Below are 16,103 nucleotides of genomic sequence, written 5' to 3' on the forward strand. Positions count from 1 at the left end.
TTGTTTAAATTTAATTAGCTTCTGTATTTTTCTAAAAGTGAGTTCAGTTCTTCCAACTGATTTACATTTAGATTTTTGGCAAACTTTTCTTCGAGAATTTCTATTAATGGATTAATGATATCCAGAATATTTAATCCGGTCTGCGTAATAAGCACATCAATTTTTCTGCGGTTTTTACTGCATACTTCCCGGATTACATAGTTTTTTAAAAGCAGTTTATCAACTAATCTCGTTGTGTTACTTGCCTTAGAAATCATACTTTCCTGAATAACACACATATTTGCAGCTTTACCTTTTTGTTTCTTTAATATGTTGAGTACATAATATTGTTCTATCGATAAATCGTGATGTTTAAGCACTTCAATCATACTTTCAACTAATTGATTTTGTGCGTACATGATATTTAAAAATACTCTTTTACGTAAAGACGATTCCTGGATAGATTGATGTACAGTATTCATTTCCATATAGAAGTATTTAACAGCAAAGCATTTTTCGCATTCAGTTTAGATATAATTCTGAAGCAAAATTAGCGAAGCAGTCTGGATGGAAAATAGACCAATTTTAAAATAAAGTACAGCCCAGATGTTAGAGAATTGATTTTTTAAGGATTCCTAATGCCTTAATCATTTCTTTTTCATCGAGCGAAGCAAAACCCATTCGCATAGCATTAGTTACAAAAGATTCGTTTTTATAGAAATTGCCATTATCAATATTAAGTCCGTTTTTTGAAGCCGTTTGAGACATTTGATGCAAATCTATTTTAGAATCAAAATTAGACCAAACCGCAAGTCCGCCTTCAGGAATAGTAAAGTTTATTGTTTCTTTAAAATCAGATTCTAATAAGTCACAAAAAAGATTTCGGCGCTGCTTATAAATTTTTAAAGATTTACGAAAATGCCTGTCCATTTCTCCATTATTAAACAATACCGAAAATGCATCTTCTAAAAGAGTATCACCCTGTTTGTCTATTAATTCTCTTAATGAAGCCGCAGCATCAATAAATCCGGATGAAGCACACATAAATCCAATTCTCAATGCAGGTGCAAAAGTTTTTGAAATTGATCCTATATAAATAACATTATGATTATGATCAATGCTGGCTAATGGCAGATAAGGTTTGTTTTCGTAATGAAAATCAAAATCATAATCGTCTTCAATAATCGCAAAATGATACTGTTTTGCCAGATTCAATAATTTTAGCCTGCGCTGCATACTAAGGGTTACAGTTGTTGGAAAATGATGATGCGGTATAACATATACAGCTTTAATGCTGTTTTTGGGGTTTTGAAGAATTTCTTCGAAATAATCGATATCCATTCCATTCGAATCAATAGGAATACGCAGCAGTTTTGCTCCGGTATATTTAAAAGTTTCATCGGCAAAACTATAATTTGAAGCACCAACAGCAATAGTATCAGATGAATTTAAAAGCAGCTGAGAGGTCAAATATATACCCATTTGACTTCCTTTTGATATTAATATGTTATCAGGCGAAGTTATCAGACCTCTTGTATTGGCTAAATAATTTGAAATAGAATTTCTAAGATTTTCAGATCCTTTTGAACTGCCGTATTTTAAAAAATTTCTGCCATAAAATTTTCTGGAAAGGCTTCGATATTCTCTCATAAGCTGATCTACGGGCGCAAGCCGAACATCAGGAAAACCATCATCAATAGTTAGAAGTGCTTTTTGAAAATTCCGGTTTGGAATCGCATTTTTAAAATTATTGGTCCATAAAAAAGAATCTCCGCTATAAGTCTCTTTATTCTCTTTTGGGGCTATAGTTTTTGAAATAACAGGAAGTTTTGAGAGTACGAAAACGCCTTTACGCTCAACAGATTCAGCCCATCCCTGACTTATTAATTCTTCGTAGGCTAATTTTACTGTATTTCGGTTTATGCCAATTAACTCTGCAAGAATACGGGAACTTGGTAAAATGTCAGACGGCTTTAATGTTCCGTTAGTTATTAAAGATATGAAGTTGTTGCAAACCTGAATATATAAGGTTACCGGAGCATCTCGATCAATATGAATTAAGGTTTTATAAGGAAGCATCTGGACTGTAGTTTTATTAAAATTAATGTACAAATTTAACCCAAAAAAAAATAATCTTATTAGCATTTGAATATTTTTAAAAACAAATCTGGGCTGTAGTTTTTATTAAAATTGGATTAGAATCCACACCCAGCTTTCTAATACTTTTGAAAAAAATTATCAAAATGAAAAAAGTATTAGTAATTAATTCAAGCGTTCGATCGCTTAACTCTCACAGCAGAAAGCTAACCGAAGTATTTGTTGAACATTGGAAAAACCTTCATGAAAACCCAAGTATTACTTTTCGTGAAATTGGAACAAATCCAGTCGCTCATATAGATGAAAATTGGATAAATGCCTCGTTTACACCAGAATCAAAAAGAACTGAAAAAAATCTTAAAATTTTAAAAATAAGCAATTCTTACGTTTCTGAATTACGCGAGGCAGATTGTATTGTTTTAGGAGTTCCTATGTACAACTGGTCCATTCCAAGTTCTTTAAAAGCATATATAGATCAGGTATTAAGACTTAATGAAACTTTTAAAATTAATCCTTCCAACCCAGAGAATCCATATGTTGGTTTATTAGAGAATAAAACTTTATTTCTAATGTTGTCCAGAGGTGCGCAGGGATATGAAAAAGGAGAACCAAACGCTCACATGAACTTTCAGACAGATTATTTAAAAACGATATTCAATACGATGGGAATTAAGGACATTCATGTAATTGCTATTGATGGGTCTTCTTTAGATCCGGAAGTTTTAAAGAAGACGATCGAAAATTCACATCAAAACATTAAATCAATCCTAGACCAAGAGACACTTTAATACTCTTTTTTACATCAATATTTCTTCTTTTCTCCTCATTTAAAGTGCATTTTGTTTTTTGAATTGAGCTTTATTTTAGGAGAAAAAGAAGTTTTTCCATACTTGAAAAAATAAAACCATTATGAAAAATAATGCATTAAAAGGAAGCCTTTATATTGCATTGGGAGCTTCTAGTTACGGCATGCTGGCTACATTTGTAAAAATAGCTTATCAGGAAAATTATACTACAGCAGAAGTTACACTTTCGCAGTATGGCTTAGGTTTTTTAGGGCTTTTGATTCTAAATTTATTTCAAAAGAAAAATTCGCATTCATCACCCAAAAAAATGAATTTTAAAAGTACTTTAAAATTAATAATGGCAGGAAGTTCTTTAGGTTTAACCAGTACATTTTATTATTTATCAGTTCAGTATATTCCGGTAAGTGCCGCCATTGTGTTACTGATGCAGACCGTTTGGATTGGGGCTGTTTTAGAAACTATTTTATATAAAAAATTCCCTGAAAAGCGTAAAATCGTTTCTATTGTTCTTGTTTTAATTGGTACATTATTAGCAGTCAATTTGATTAAAGAAGCTGCTGTAATCAATTGGAAAGGATTTCTATACGGAATGTTAGCGGCTCTTTCTTATACTGCTACTATGTATTCTTCTAATAATATTGAATTGCATTTACCGCCATTAAAACGAAGTCTCTACATGATTTTAGGCGGATTGATTGTGGTTATTTTTATCTTTCATTCTTCAATAAATCAGGAGTTTACATTTGATATATTACTAAATTGGGGAATAGTACTTTCCTTATTTGGAACTATACTTCCGCCTTTGCTTTTCACAAAAGGAATGCCTTTGACAGGAATGGGATTAGGAGCTATTGTTGCGTCTATAGAAATTCCGGTTTCCATATTTATCGCATATATATGGCTTTCAGAAGCTGTTAGCTTATTTCAATGGGTTGGAATTTTATTAATCTTGTTTGCTGTGGTGTTAATGAACCTTCAAAAAAAATAAATCACTGCCCGCCTGAATTTGCTGAACTTCAATTTGCTTTGTAGTTAATACAATGGGGTTTATAATCAGCTTTAACAGACCTTCGGCAATTAAATTTCCTGTTTTTATATTGTTGTCTACTTTGATATAAGGTCTTATTTCTATTTTGAGTTCATGTGTTCCAACATTCAGAGCCTTTTCTCCTCCATTATTTTTAAATCGTTCCCACATGTTCATCGCCCACCAATCTTCTCCTTTTGTACTCGTTAACGGAACCCTAAATACTGTCGATGTATTTTTATTTCCGCCAGATCCAAAATTGCAGCCGTGATGAATATTTTCGGTATAAATCAATTTACCGTCAACATAAAAAGAAAACTGAAGATTTCCGGTTTTTAAAAGTGTTTCTGCAGGCAGTTCCGGAGTTAAACGATGTAAATAATTCACCACCGAATTATCCATAAAAACCCTGATATTTAAATCTGATCTGGGTTTAAGTTCAAATGATTTTAAAATGTCCGTCTTTTTATATTCGGCCAGCGGAATATTTCCATTCATGAAAGTAACCTTACCTATATTGGTTTTATGAATTTCATAAGTGATTTCGTCTGCTCTATATAAATCATTTTGGGCAGCAATTTTACCGCATAAAAACAGTAAAAGAAACAATATAATTCGTCTCATTATTTTAGTTTTTTATAAATATTTGAAAAGCAAAACTATGTCGTTCCATTCACTAAAAATTGTACAGAATTAACATTGCGATTATTTCTTAAAAAGTATTTTTTTATGTTCTGATGGATTAATTTCATTCATTTCCCTAAAACAGCGATTAAAATGACTTTGGTCTGAAAATCCGCATTGGTAAGCAATTTGAGTAAAAGACTGATTTTGAGAAGACATCAGCGAAAGCGCTTTTTCAACCTTTAATTTTCTAATGTATTCACCCAAATTACAATGAAAGTATTTAGAAAAATCCCGGGATAAATGTATTGGGTGAATATCTAATATCGATGCTAAATATTCTAATGTAAGATGTTCTGCAAATTGTTCGTGCAGAATTTCATCCAGCGTTGTTACCCATTTTGGTTTTTTATCTAAAATCGCTTTAAAATTGTTTTGCAAACGTGAAATTATTTCGAGCAGTAATATTTGCGTAGAAAGATCAGAACTATTGTCGTCAATTTTTGAAGCCCTGAAAATTTTATACATCAACAATTTAATATCAGGATCTAAAATTTTACTGCTGCCTTCGAGATTCTCGCTGTTTAAGTTAAGATTCTCAAACCAGTGTTTTTCGATTTCAAGATGAAAACCTCTGGTAAAGCCGTCAGGTTTTATATTATAATGTGCATCCTGCCAGTTATGAAATAAGAGACTTCCGGGAGAACAATTGTAAACTTCTTTTTTATTTCCTTCAAGAACATTTCCCTCAAGAATAAAAGTAAAATAAGCGTGTTCATGATAATGCCAGTCTACCTTAGGATGAGTATAAACGGTATCTGTTAAAGTAATTCCGTCGAGATAAATAGTCTTGTTCGTATCGCCGTAAAATTCGCCTTTTTTTGAATGTTTCATTGTTACAGAATTTCTATTTAACTCCACCTAAACTTCAGAAAACTAATGTACATTATTTTGGCATGAGAATTATGCAACAATATTTAAAAATTATGTAATTAGATTTTTGTGTATAGTCATACTTTTCAGAATAATTCACCAAACCTAATCACCATGAAAATAATTTTGCTAACTTCATTAATAAAAAGGAGACTTCCCTTTAAAAGTAGATACACTAAGTGATGCGATTGATTAATTAAGATTTTAAGAATACTTGTAATTTTCTTGGAATCAAGAACCTTAAACGGATTTCATTTGATATTTTTTTTACATCTGAGTAGAAAAAATATCTCATGCTTTTTGTTATAAACAAATTATAATCAATTATTTAAACTTAGATTGTATATGACTTATAAAAACATATTGCAAATTGACGATGATGTAGACGATTGCGATTTTTTTATGGAAGCGCTGCAGGCAGTTTCCAGTGCTGATTATGTTTCCATGCAAAACCCTGTAGAAGCACTTAATAAATTAATCCATAAAAAAATTAACCCCGATGTTATTTTTCTGGATCTCAATATGCCGGTTATGTCCGGCTTAGAATTTTTAATAGAAATTAAAAAGCAGGAAGTCATTAAAGATATTCCTATCATCATTTTTTCTACCTCACAATTTGAAGAAATTAAGCTTAAGGCCAAAAAATATGGAGCAGATGAATATATCTCGAAGCCAAGTGATTTTAATGAATTAAAAAAAATACTAAGTCATTATATCGTATAATGTGTACTGTATTTTTTAATAATACCACTCAAATAACTTTCTGTTCTCTGCCGTTTTTTGCTTTTTTATTGTTAAACCCTGGTTGCCTTTGGTATTCATAACAGAAAGACAATGAAATTATCAACCCAAATACTTCTCGCCTTTACGCTTATCATTTTACTTTCTGTAGCAGATTCTTATACGAATTACAGATTGTCGAAAAAAGTACAGCTTAATTCTCAATTTCTTTCAAAATCTGAAGCCGTAATCCGAAACTCCAATAAAACCCACAGAGCCATTCTTGAAATGCAGAGTGCCGTAAGAGGTTATTTTTTAACAAACGATACCACATTTTTAGAAGAATATCATAACGGAATAAAAAAGGTGCCGGAGTTTCTTAAAGAACAGCGATCACTTATTGGCATTGATAATACGCAGCGATCTATTATAGATTCTATAACGCAGCTGCATAATGACTGGCTTGCCTATACTTCAGAATTAATCAGAACCAGAAACGATAATCCCGTAGTTTACCAAAACCTATTAGATACTAAACTCAAAAAACATATAGGCAAAAACATCAATGACGCTATTACCAAAAAATTTAAAAGATTCGACAAAATAGAATACAAAACACGTAAATATCATAGCGAAATGTTACTGCAGTCTTTAAGAAATACCAGAACATTTTCGCTTATATTTTTATCTTTAACCATATTTGTTGGTGTTGCAAGTACTGCTTATATCGTCATTTTAATTACAAACCGCATCAATTCTATGGTTCGTGTGGCCGATACGATTTCGAAGGGCCGATTTACAATAGTTAAAGATTACAGGCATGATGAGTTAAGCGCTCTGGCGGCATCATTGAATATTATGTCACGCCGGCTCGAAAAAAACATTCATGATTTAGAAAATAAAAATGAGGAACTAAACAAATTTGCCTATGTAGTTTCTCATGATTTAAAAGCCCCTCTTCGTGGCATTTACAATGTAATCAGCTGGATTGAAGAAGATTTATCAGAGGAACTCTCTCCTGCCCTGAAAAATTATCTGAGCATTATCCCCAAAAGAACCCAGCGTATGGAAGCCTTAATAAATGGTCTTCTGGATTATGCCCGAATAAACCGAAAAACGCCTCCTGAACTTGTAGATACAGGTGCATTGGTTTATGAAATTTCGCAGTCGATTGTGCCGAGGAAATTCAAATTTGAAATAATTAATCTTCCCGCAGTATTTACAGAAAGACTTAAGCTCGAACAGGTATTTTCGAATTTGATCAGCAATGCTGTTAAATATGCTAAAACCGAAAACCCTCATATAACAATTAAGTGTGACAAAGTACACAACGTTTTTGAGTTTTCTGTAAAAGATAATGGCATTGGTATTGACCCTGAATATCATCAAAAAATATTTGAAATATTTCAAACGCTTAGAGAAAAAAACGAAATGGAAAGCACCGGAATTGGTCTTGCCATTGTCAAAAAAATAATTGACGAACAAGGTGAAACTATCGATGTACAATCAAAACTGGGCGAAGGTGCAGAATTTACCTTTACCTGGAGAAATAACAAAGCAGTATGAGAAAGCCAAACATTTTACTAATTGAAGATGACGAACTGGATACTATTTCGGTTGAACGTTCCTTAAAGAAATTAGAAATTAAATACGTTCTTCATACCGCCTACAACGGACTTGAAGCACTAAAGCTATTAAGAGATTCAGAAAATCCGCTAATACCAGATGTCATTCTTCTTGACATTAATATGCCGAGGATGAATGGAATTGAATTTTTAAGAATCATAAGAGATGATGAAAAATTGAAAGACCTAAAAGTCTTTATTATGACTACATCTTCTGAAAGCAACGATAGAATTACTGCCGAAGAACTAGGTATTTCAGGATACATAATAAAACCATTAAATTACAATGACAATACAAAAAGACCCGATTCTATGGATGCCTTTGTACAATTTCATCTAAGGAAAATTTTATTAAACGAAAATTCCTAAATTTAGTAGAAATTTTAAAATGTCAATTGCAATTTCTAAAATCTAAAATCTGAACTCTAAAATATCGCCAAGTCACCAAAAACTATATCCTATACCAACGAGTCACCAATTATGAAAAAAGCAAAACACACCGATAAAACCCCAGAAAATGAGGTACTGATCGCACTGCCAATCATAACAGATGAAAAACCATCTGGAACTAAAGTAAAAAAAATCGAGCCCGATGAATCTATTCTTAACGATGCTGAATTTTTAAAGATTTTGCTGAAAGTTAAAAATGGTAATTTTTCGCAGCGTTTCCCTACCGATCAAAACGGAATAAAAAGATCAATTTGCGATACTTTAAACGAAATCATTGACCTGAACGAAAGAATGGTTTTTGAATTTCAAAAGGTTGGAAAAAGCATTGGTAAACAAGGAAAATTAACCAATCGCGTAGTACTCGACGGTGCACGCGGTTCGTGGAGTTCCTGTGTTGAATCTGTAAACACACTGATTTCTGATCTGGTACACCCCACAATCGAAATTGCACACGTAATTACATCGGTGGCAAAGGGAAATTTATCTCAGGAAATGCCACTGTCTATTGAAGGAAACCCGCTTCAGGGAGAATTCCTCAGAATTGCAAAAGAGGTAAACGGAATGGTAAAACAGCTGAACCTTTTCTCAATGGAGGTTACCCGTGTGGCGCGTGAAGTTGGTACCGAAGGAAAACTGGGAGGTCAGGCAAAAGTTCGTGGTGTGGGCGGTGTTTGGAAAGATTTGACCGACTCTGTTAATAAAATGGCAAGTAACCTTACTGGTCAGGTACGTAATATCGCCGATGTAACAACGGCGGTAGCGAAAGGAGATTTATCTAAAAAAATTACCGTTGACGTAAAAGGAGAAATCCTGGAATTAAAAAATACGATCAACACGATGGTGGATCAGCTGAACTCCTTTTCTTCTGAAGTAACTCGTGTGGCGCGTGAAGTTGGTACCGAAGGAAAACTGGGCGGACAAGCACAGGTAAAAGGTGTCGGCGGAACATGGAAAGATTTAACGGATTCGGTAAACCAAATGGCATCGAATCTTACCGGACAGGTACGTAACATCGCCGATGTAACAACCGCGGTAGCAAGAGGAGATCTTTCGAAAAAAATTACTGTTGACGTAAAAGGAGAAATCCTCGAGCTGAAAGATACAATTAATACAATGGTGGATCAGCTGAACTCATTCTCCTCTGAGGTAACCCGTGTGGCGCGTGAGGTAGGTTCTGAAGGAAAACTGGGAGGTCAGGCAAAAGTACGAGGTGTCGGCGGGGTTTGGAAAGATTTGACCGATTCTGTAAATCAGATGGCATCCAACTTAACTGGACAAGTACGTAATATTGCCGAGGTAACAACTGCCGTAGCAAAAGGAGATTTATCTAAAAAAATTACCGTAAACGTTGAGGGTGAAATCCTCGAATTAAAAAATACCATCAATACCATGGTGGATCAGCTGAACTCATTTGGTGCCGAGGTAACCCGTGTGGCACGTGAGGTAGGTTCTGAAGGAAAACTGGGAGGTCAGGCAAAAGTAAAAGGTGTTGGCGGGACATGGAAAGATTTAACCGATTCGGTTAATCAAATGGCATCGAACTTAACCGGACAGGTACGTAATATTGCCGAGGTAACAACAGCCGTAGCAAATGGTGACCTTTCTAAAAAAATTACGGCTGTAGCCGAAGGAGAAATCCTGGAATTAAAGAAAACCATTAATACAATGGTAGATCAGCTGAACTCCTTCTCTTCTGAGGTTACGCGTGTGGCGCTTGAGGTTGGTACCGAAGGAAAACTGGGAGGTCAGGCAAAAGTAAAAGGTGTCGGCGGTACATGGAAAGATTTGACCGATTCCGTTAATCAAATGGCATCGAACTTAACCGGACAAGTACGTAACATTGCCGAGGTAACAACAGCCGTAGCAAAAGGAGATTTATCACGTCAGATTACCGTTGATACAAAAGGAGAAATCTTAGAACTTAAAAATACCATTAATACAATGGTGGGCCAGCTGAACTCTTTTGCATCTGAGGTAACCCGTGTGGCGCGTGAGGTGGGTACCGAAGGAAAACTGGGAGGACAAGCGCAGGTTGAAGGTGTTGGAGGAACCTGGAAAGATTTAACAGATTCGGTAAACCAAATGGCATCCAACCTTACCGGACAAGTACGTAATATCGCCGAAGTAACAACTGCCGTAGCAAAAGGAGATTTATCACTCCAGATTACGGTTGACGTAAAAGGAGAAATCTTAGAATTAAAAAATACGATTAATACCATGGTGGATCAGCTTCGAGGCTTTGCTTCGGAGGTAACAAGGGTTTCACGAGAAGTAGGAACTGAAGGAAAATTGGGAGGACAGGCCAACGTGCCGGGTGTTGCCGGAACATGGAAAGATTTAACCGATTCGGTGAATCAGATGGCAGGAAATCTTACCGCTCAGGTTCGTAATATTGCCGATGTGGCGATTGCCGTGGCCAACGGAGATATGTCCCGAAAAATTACCGTTGACGTTCGTGGGGAAATTCTTCAGTTAAAAGAAACCCTGAATACGATGGTGGATCAGCTTCGTGAATTTGCCTCTGAGGTAACTCGTGTGGCACGTGAGGTGGGTACCGAAGGAAAGTTGGGAGGTCAAGCCAACGTTCCAGGTGTTGCCGGAACTTGGAAGGATTTGACCGATTCTGTTAATCAAATGGCGGGTAACTTAACGACTCAGGTACGTAATATTGCCGAGGTTACGATTGCTGTAGCGAATGGAGATATGTCGAAAAAAATTACAGCCGACGTTCGTGGAGAAATTCTGCAATTAAAAGAAACTGTAAATACGATGGTGGATCAACTTCGTGCCTTTGCATCTGAGGTAACTCGTGTGGCGCGTGAGGTGGGTACCGACGGAAAACTGGGCGGGCAGGCATTCGTGCCGGGTGTTGCCGGAACTTGGAAAGATTTAACGGATTCGGTTAACCAAATGGCCTCTAACTTAACAGGGCAGGTGCGTAATATTGCCGATGTAACCAAAGCCGTGGCAAATGGCGACCTTTCGAAACAAATTACCGTTGACGTAAAAGGAGAAATCCTCGATTTGAAAAACACCTTCAATACGATGGTGGAACAATTAAATTCATTTGCTTCTGAGGTTACGCGTGTAGCACGTGAGGTGGGTACCGAAGGAAAACTGGGCGGACAGTCTGAAGTAAAAGGTGTTGCCGGAACATGGAAAGATTTAACGGATTCGGTTAACGTAATGGCATCCAACTTAACAGGTCAGGTTCGTGGAATTGCCAAAGTTGTAACATCTGTAGCAAAAGGAAACTTAAAGCAAAAATTATCTATTGATGCAAAAGGTGAAGTAGCACAGCTTACTGATACTATTAATGAGATGATTGATACCCTTGCTACATTCTCTGATCAGGTAACTACAGTTGCCCGTGAAGTTGGTGCTGAAGGAAAACTGGGCGGACAGGCAAATGTACCGGGAGCTTCCGGAACGTGGAAAAACTTAACCGAAAACGTAAACCAGTTAGCGGCGAATCTTACCACACAGGTACGTGCGATTTCTGAGGTAGCATCGGCGGTAACACAGGGAGATTTAACACGAACAATTGGTGTTGAAGCAAAAGGTGAAGTTGAAGCTCTTAAAGATACTATTAACCAGATGATTTCAAATCTAAAAGCAACTACTTTACGTAATCAGGAACAAGACTGGCTGAAATCGAATTTAGCTAAGTTTACGCAAATGCTTCAAGGGCAGAAAGAGCTTAATTCCGTTACCATGAAAATCCTTTCAGAGCTTGCAGCCGTTGTTACAGCACAGCACGGACTTTTCTATATTCTCGAAGAAGGCGAACAATTCATGGATTCTAAACTGAATTTAATTGCCTCTTACGCTTACATCAAAAGAAAAAATTCACCTACCTCCTACGCTATGGGCGAAGGACTTATAGGTCAGGTTGCTATTGAAAAAGAAAGAATCATTTTAAGTAATGTTCCAAAAGATTATATCAGAATCAATTCTGGTTTAGGAGATGCCAAACCAAAAGATGTCATTATCCTTCCCGTTTTATTTGAAGGAAGACTTAAAGCAGTTATTGAATTGGCTTCGCTTGATACCTTTAGTCAGACACACTTAGATTTCCTTGAAGGATTAACAGAAAGTATTGGTATTGTATTGAATACTATCGAATCGAATTCAAGAACCGAAGAATTATTGGTACAATCACAATCATTGGCAAGCGAGCTGAAAAGTCAGCAGGAAGTGTTGAAAAACACCAACGAAGAACTGGAAGAAAAAGCGATTTTATTGGCCAATCAAAAAGAAGAAGTAGAACTTAAAAACCAAGAAGTTGAGGTTGCCCGTAAAGCATTAGAAGAAAAAGCAGATCAGCTTACACTGACTTCAAAATACAAATCTGAGTTCCTCGCCAATATGTCGCACGAGTTAAGAACGCCATTAAACAGTTTGCAGATTCTTGCCAACGAATTAATTGCCAACCGCGACGGAAACTTATCCGAAAAACAAATTCAGTTTGCTAAAACAATCAACTCTTGCGGGGATGACTTAATTCAGTTAATTAATGATATTCTGGATCTTTCTAAAATTGAATCAGGTTATATTTCTGTGGATTACAACCCAATTAGTTTTGCAGAAATCAGCCGATTTGTGGAGTCGACCTTCAACCCTATTTCTCAGGCGAAACATCTTCATTTTGAAATTATGATGGATGATAATCTTCCTGAAGTAATGGAAACCGATTCGCAAAGATTGAATCAGATTCTAAAAAATCTGCTTTCGAATTCATTCAAGTTTACTGAAAAAGGCGGCGTTAGATTAAACATTTATAAAGCAGATAATAACTGGAAAACGAAAAACGCAAGTCTGGAAAATGCCGAAGCTGTTGTAGCTTTTGAAATTTCAGACACCGGAATTGGAATCTCCAAAGAAAAACAAAACATCATTTTTGAAGCTTTTCAACAAGCAGAAGGATCTACAAGCCGTAAATATGGCGGAACCGGTTTAGGATTATCCATCAGCCGCGGACTTTCTGATTTATTAGGCGGAAGCATCGAACTGGAAAGCGACACCAACATTGGAAGTAAATTTACTTTATTCTTACCGCTTAAATTTGTTCATATTCCGGAACTGGAAGACATTAATGTAAATGAAGAAACAAACGTTATCCACGCTGGAAAAAGCCGTTTAAAATCACTTCCGTCTGCAAGTTTCAAAAAATCAGATATTGATTTGTATTTTGTTGATGAAGTTGGCGACGACCGAACTGATATTAAACCAAATGACAAAATTCTTTTAATTGCTGAAGACAATATCACATTTGCTAAAATATTATTAGAAAGAGCGCATCAGCATGGTATAAAAGCAATTGTAACTACACGCGGAAATGATGTTGTAGATTATATCAATCAATTTCAGCCGCACGCCATTACAATGGATTTAAACATGCCGGACACCAGCGGCTGGAAAATTCTAGACCGATTAAAAACAGATTTTACACTTCGTCATATTCCGGTTTATATTATTTCGGGAGAAGACGAAAGAAACAAAGGTTTAAAACGCGGTGCAAGAAACTTTTTTCTTAAACCTGTTAAAAACGAGTTATTGACTTCTCTTTTTAATGATATTCAGGATTTTAAAGACAAGAAAGAAAAAAATCTGCTTGTAGTTGATGATAATGAATTTGAACTAGAACGAATTGTTGAAGCCGTTCAGGGAGAAGATATTTCGGTATCAACCGCTTTAACTGCAAAAGATGCTGTAAAATTGATACAGGAAAAATCATTTGACTGCATCATATTAGATTTAATTCTTCCAGATGCCGATGGTCTGGATTTAATAAGTGATCTGGAAAATAATATCAGCGGGCAGGAAACGGCTATCATTGTACATTCTGCTGGCGATGTCAATAAAAAACAGCGTGCTAAACTCAGCCGTTTTGCACACAGTATTATTACAAAAAGCGCCGCATCTATCGATGAATTAGTAGATCAGACTGCCCTGTTTATGCATCGCGTTCATAAAGAGCTGCCGGAAAGTATGAAAGACAGAATTGAAACGTATTATTTAAAAGAAGATGTTTTAATCAATAAAAAAGTGCTTTTGGTAGACGACGACGTTCGAAATTTATTTGCCCTTACAACTGCTTTAGAGCGTTTTGGTTTAGACGTTATCAGCGCAGAAAGTGGTCACGAGGCGATTGATATTTTGAGTCAGAATTTAAAAATTGATATTGTTTTAATGGATATCATGATGCCGGAATTAGATGGTTATGAAACCATGAAAATCATTAGAAAAAACATACGCCATAAAGACCTGACTATTATTGCCGTAACAGCAAAAGCAATGAAAGGCGACAGACAGCGCTGTATCGAGTCTGGTGCATCAGACTATATTACAAAACCGGTTAATGTTGAACAATTATCCTCTTTAATGAGAGTATGGTTAAAATAATTTCTTTATTATGAAAAACCAGAATCCCATGGAAGAACATCCGGTTAAAATATTAATTGTCGATGACAAGAAGGAAAACCTACTTTCGCTTCAGGTCATACTTGCAGATCAGGGATATGAATTTGTAGAAGCAACTTCTGGGAAAGATGCTCTGCGAATTCTCCTTAAAAGCCAGGATTTTGCTATTATACTTATGGATGTGCAGATGCCGCTTATGGATGGGTTCGAAACTGCCGAACTTATTCGCCAGAGCGACAAACTTAAACACGTTCCTATAATTTTCTTAACGGCCAATATGAATACCTCAGATTATATCTTTAAAGGATATCAATCAGGAGCTGTTGATTATATGATTAAGCCTTTATCTGCAGAAATTCTTCAGGCAAAAGTGATGGTTTTTACAGAATTGTATAAGAAAAACCGGGAACTGCGCCTTCGAGAAGAAGAAGCAACTGCACTTAATGCCAAAATCACAAAAGCAAATGAAGAATTAGCCGCGCAATATTTTGCTATAGAAAAATATGCAACAGAGTTAAAAAAGAAAAATACTGAACTTGACGCTTTTACACATATTTCAAGTCACGATTTACAAGAGCCGCTGCGTAAAATTCAAACTTTTACAAACATTATTCTTGCAAAAGAATACCCCAATTTAAGTCCGGACGGACAGGCAAAATTTGAGCGTATTTTGTATTCAACCAACCGAATGCGGGAATTAATCAATGATCTTTTGACTTTTTCACGAACCAACATTACAGATCGTATTTATGAAAATACAGATCTTAATATCATTATAGAAAATGTCAAAGAAGCGCTTCGGGAAAACATCAAGGAAAAAAATGCCTCAATTATTACAGAACTTCATGGCAAAATAAATATCATACCGTTTTTGTTTATTCAGCTTGTTGAAAATCTGGTAAACAATGCACTGAAATTTTCGCAAAAAGAAATTCCGCTGCAAATCGAAATCAAAAGCCGGATTGTCAGCGGTGAAGAATTACAAAATGATAAATTATCTACGACAGAAAATTATTGCCACATAAGTTTTAAAGACAACGGAATTGGTTTTGAACCGGAACACAGCGAAAAAATATTCGGCGTTTTTCAACGATTACACAGCCGGGATATTTATGACGGAACCGGAATTGGTCTCGCCATCGTAAAAAAAATTGTAGAAAATCATAATGGTATTATTAACGCTACAGCAAAGCCTATGGAAGGTGCTACGTTTAATATTTATATTCCGCAGAAATAACCATATAGAATCAAAACCGGATTGAAATCCGGATTTTAATATGATCTATATTTTGCAGTATCAAAATAAAGAGCCAACGGCTCGGTTTATATTGTAGGGCTGGATTTCAATCCAGTTTAATTCAATCGATCATCCGGTTTAATTTCAATCCAATTAAAAACCCGCCCTTTTTGATCATCGAA

At 35.6% G+C, this 16,103-nt stretch carries 11 protein-coding genes; 7 read left to right on the forward strand and 4 right to left on the reverse strand.

Translation table 11 applies throughout. The features are described 5' to 3' along the window. Nucleotides 1-14: 14 nt before the first annotated feature. Together ASD98_RS00310 and ASD98_RS00315 are read right to left on the reverse strand one after the other, a co-directional pair. Nucleotides 15-467 carry a MarR family winged helix-turn-helix transcriptional regulator gene (locus ASD98_RS00310; RefSeq protein WP_056198482.1) on the reverse strand — a complete coding sequence of 151 codons (453 nt, stop codon included), beginning with the start codon at nucleotides 465-467 and terminating at the stop codon, nucleotides 15-17. 121 nt (nucleotides 468-588) lie between these two features. Next, nucleotides 589-2,058 (reverse strand): PLP-dependent aminotransferase family protein, encoded by a 1,470-nt coding sequence (locus ASD98_RS00315; RefSeq protein WP_056198485.1) that lies wholly within the window; start codon nucleotides 2,056-2,058, stop codon nucleotides 589-591. Between the two features lie 164 nt (nucleotides 2,059-2,222). Between ASD98_RS00315 and ASD98_RS00320 the strand changes: the two genes are divergently transcribed. Beyond that, complete coding sequence (locus tag ASD98_RS00320; protein ID WP_056198488.1) at nucleotides 2,223-2,864, forward strand: FMN-dependent NADH-azoreductase; 642 nt, start codon at nucleotides 2,223-2,225, stop codon at nucleotides 2,862-2,864. A 121-nt stretch (nucleotides 2,865-2,985) separates the two neighbouring features. Further along, complete coding sequence (locus ASD98_RS00325; protein WP_056198491.1) at nucleotides 2,986-3,870, forward strand: DMT family transporter; 885 nt, start codon at nucleotides 2,986-2,988, stop codon at nucleotides 3,868-3,870. Here ASD98_RS00325 and ASD98_RS00330 read toward each other — a convergent pair. Together ASD98_RS00330 and ASD98_RS00335 are read right to left on the reverse strand one after the other, a co-directional pair. Next, the gene (locus ASD98_RS00330) at nucleotides 3,847-4,533 is read right to left on the reverse strand and encodes a hypothetical protein (protein ID WP_056198494.1); all 687 of its coding nucleotides are present in this window, start codon (nucleotides 4,531-4,533) and stop codon (nucleotides 3,847-3,849) included. The two genes, ASD98_RS00325 and ASD98_RS00330, sit on opposite strands and share 24 nt — an antisense overlap. An 81-nt stretch (nucleotides 4,534-4,614) precedes the next feature. Continuing rightward, entirely contained in the window at nucleotides 4,615-5,427 is an 813-nt protein-coding gene (locus ASD98_RS00335; RefSeq protein ID WP_056198497.1) for a helix-turn-helix domain-containing protein, read from the reverse strand. Nucleotides 5,428-5,811: 384 nt separating this feature from the next. Between ASD98_RS00335 and ASD98_RS00340 the strand changes: the two genes are divergently transcribed. The 5 genes from ASD98_RS00340 to ASD98_RS00360 all read left to right on the forward strand — a co-directional run bounded on the left by ASD98_RS00340 (nucleotide 5,812) and on the right by ASD98_RS00360 (nucleotide 15,921). After that, nucleotides 5,812-6,189: a response regulator gene (locus ASD98_RS00340; RefSeq protein ID WP_056198498.1), complete on the forward strand. Its 378-nt coding sequence runs from the start codon at nucleotides 5,812-5,814 to the stop codon at nucleotides 6,187-6,189. 111 nt (nucleotides 6,190-6,300) lie between these two features. Next, on the forward strand, nucleotides 6,301-7,752 hold the full coding sequence (locus tag ASD98_RS00345) for an ATP-binding protein (protein ID WP_056198501.1): 1,452 nt from the start codon (nucleotides 6,301-6,303) through the stop codon (nucleotides 7,750-7,752). Next, nucleotides 7,749-8,180 carry a response regulator gene (locus ASD98_RS00350; protein ID WP_056198504.1) on the forward strand — a complete coding sequence of 144 codons (432 nt, stop codon included), beginning with the start codon at nucleotides 7,749-7,751 and terminating at the stop codon, nucleotides 8,178-8,180. Before ASD98_RS00345 ends, ASD98_RS00350 begins: the two co-directional genes overlap by 4 nt. Nucleotides 8,181-8,291: 111 nt before the next feature. Beyond that, nucleotides 8,292-14,666: a HAMP domain-containing protein gene (locus ASD98_RS00355; protein ID WP_082577761.1), complete on the forward strand. Its 6,375-nt coding sequence runs from the start codon at nucleotides 8,292-8,294 to the stop codon at nucleotides 14,664-14,666. Nucleotides 14,667-14,676: 10 nt separating this feature from the next. Continuing rightward, nucleotides 14,677-15,921, forward strand: a complete 1,245-nt coding sequence (locus tag ASD98_RS00360) for a response regulator (protein ID WP_056198507.1) — start codon at nucleotides 14,677-14,679, stop codon at nucleotides 15,919-15,921. The last annotated feature ends 182 nt before the right edge of the window (nucleotides 15,922-16,103 follow it).

The organism is Flavobacterium sp. Root186 (genome assembly GCF_001428525.1).
Classification (GTDB): Bacteria; Bacteroidota; Bacteroidia; order Flavobacteriales; family Flavobacteriaceae; genus Flavobacterium.

Bases quoted from the DNA above. Each gene is read 5' to 3' on its own strand.
- ASD98_RS00320 (WP_056198488.1), top strand. From the start codon at position 2,223: ATGAAAAAAGTATTAGTAATTAATTCAAGCGTTCGATCGCTTAACTCT.
- ASD98_RS00310 (WP_056198482.1), bottom strand. From the start codon at position 467: ATGGAAATGAATACTGTACATCAATCTATCCAGGAATCGTCTTTACGT.
- ASD98_RS00350 (WP_056198504.1), top strand. From the start codon at position 7,749: ATGAGAAAGCCAAACATTTTACTAATTGAAGATGACGAACTGGATACT.
- ASD98_RS00335 (WP_056198497.1), bottom strand. From the start codon at position 5,427: ATGAAACATTCAAAAAAAGGCGAATTTTACGGCGATACGAACAAGACT.
- ASD98_RS00355 (WP_082577761.1), top strand. From the start codon at position 8,292: ATGAAAAAAGCAAAACACACCGATAAAACCCCAGAAAATGAGGTACTG.
- ASD98_RS00360 (WP_056198507.1), top strand. From the start codon at position 14,677: ATGAAAAACCAGAATCCCATGGAAGAACATCCGGTTAAAATATTAATT.
- ASD98_RS00315 (WP_056198485.1), bottom strand. From the start codon at position 2,058: ATGCTTCCTTATAAAACCTTAATTCATATTGATCGAGATGCTCCGGTA.
- ASD98_RS00330 (WP_056198494.1), bottom strand. From the start codon at position 4,533: ATGAGACGAATTATATTGTTTCTTTTACTGTTTTTATGCGGTAAAATT.
- ASD98_RS00340 (WP_056198498.1), top strand. From the start codon at position 5,812: ATGACTTATAAAAACATATTGCAAATTGACGATGATGTAGACGATTGC.
- ASD98_RS00325 (WP_056198491.1), top strand. From the start codon at position 2,986: ATGAAAAATAATGCATTAAAAGGAAGCCTTTATATTGCATTGGGAGCT.
- ASD98_RS00345 (WP_056198501.1), top strand. From the start codon at position 6,301: ATGAAATTATCAACCCAAATACTTCTCGCCTTTACGCTTATCATTTTA.